General features: G+C 74.4%; 2 protein-coding genes. Both read right to left on the reverse strand.

Going from position 1 to position 1,651, the window contains the following annotated elements; translation table 11 throughout:
- Positions 1 to 595: mannose-6-phosphate isomerase, class I (manA, locus tag QR77_RS13420; protein ID WP_063798026.1), on the reverse strand; the 595-nt coding region annotated here is incomplete at its 3' end.
- Between the two features lie 89 nt (positions 596 to 684).
- Positions 685 to 1,651: SIS domain-containing protein (locus QR77_RS13425; protein WP_040021922.1), on the reverse strand; the 967-nt coding region annotated here is incomplete at its 5' end.

Below are 1,651 nucleotides of genomic sequence, written 5' to 3' on the forward strand. Positions count from 1 at the left end.
TGGCGGCCATCTCGTCCGGGGCGGCGGCGAGGACGGCGGTGAGGACCTCGCGCAGCGCCGCCTCTTCGGGGTGGGCGTGGAGGAGGTCCACGTACGGCTTGAGCGAGTCGACGTCCAGCCCGGCGAGCAGATCGGCGGCCTCGGCCTCGGAGCGGAAGCCGCACAGGCCGTCGAAGGGGGTGAGGGCGCAGATCAGTTCCGGCTTGTGGTTGGTGTCCTTGTAGTTGCGGTACGGGGCGTCGATCGGGATGCCCCGTGCCTCCTCCGCCGCGTATCCCTCTTCGGCCTGGGCGCGGTCGGGGTGGACCTGGAGCGAGAGCGGCGATCCCGCGGCGAGGAACTTGAGGAGGAAGGGCAGGCGCGGGCCGAACTTCCGTACGGCGGCGGCGCCCAGCTCCGCTTCCGGCGCCGCCGCGATCACGTCGGAGAGCGCTTTTTCGGAGCCGTCACGTTCGATGCGGGAGGGTGCCCCCGGGTGGGCGCCCATCCACATCTCGGCCTGTGGCTCGCCGGTGGGGGCGATGCCGAGCAGCTCCGGGATGGCGGTCGTGGAACCCCAGGAGTAGGGGCGCACGGTGTTGGAGAGGCGGTCCATGGGGTGTGAGCTTCCTTGTGCCGACGACGGGTGACGGTGGGGGGTGTGAGGCGGGGCTGGGTGCGGTGGTGCGGGCGCGGGTCCGGCGCTTACTCGGGGCTGCCGGTGGTCGCCGCGAGTGCCAGGTAGACGGTGGCGAAGTCGGTGACGGCGATGAGTTCGGCGACCGCTTCGATGTCGCTGCCCTCCTCCGCCTCCAGTTCGCTGATGGGCTTGTCGTGGATGTGCGCGAGTTCCCGGGCCGCCGGGGCCGCCGTCAGTCCGCCGGCCGGCCGGTCGCGCAGCAGGACGATGCGCGGGTGCAGCGCCTGCGGGTCGTCGACCCGGTCACGGAAGAAGTCGTCGGGGTCCGGCTCGCCGCCGGTGAGGTCACCGGAGAGGAGCGCGGTGTGGACGGCGAGTGCCTCGGGGAGTTCGGCGGCGATGGCCGGTCGGCCGGCCAGCTCGGTGAGTACGGCGGCGAACCGCCGCCCCACGGGCGCCGCGCCCACGCCCTCGGTCCAGATCAGCGGGAGGCTCTCGGCGAGTTCGACGGCGAGCGTCTTGGCCGGGTTGCTGTACGTGGCGACCGCCGGCCCGCAGCGGGTCGCGGTGCTGTCCAGCCGGTCGGCGACCCGCCGGAGGGTCTCGGGGGGCGCGTTGAGCAGGCGTACGCGGTCGAGGAGCGCCAGCAGCGGGACACCGAGGGCCCAGAGCGCGCCGGGGCCGTCCGCGGCAGCGCGGGCCCCGCTCTCGGCGGCGGAGTCGTAGGAGTGCTGGTTCGGTGACGTCGCCATGGGGACGAGGAGCCCGCGCGACCCGTCCACGGTCTCGCTCAGCGGGGAGCGGCCGGGGGCGACGGCGACGACCGTACAGCCACGGCGGTAGGCCTGTTCGGCGAGGATCCCGAGGCCCGGTTCGCTGCCGTCGGTCGTGGCGATGAGGAGCAGGTCAACCGGGCCGGCCCAGCCGGGGAGCGCCCAGCGCAGGGCGCCGGCCTCGGCGGCGACGCCGGTGGGGTGGATCCGGGCGACGGGTGCGGCGGTGCCGGCCAGGGCGGTGATCAGGTCGGCGACG

This window comes from Streptomyces sp. 150FB (genome assembly GCF_000818195.1).
Lineage (GTDB): Bacteria > Actinomycetota > Actinomycetes > Streptomycetales > Streptomycetaceae > Streptomyces.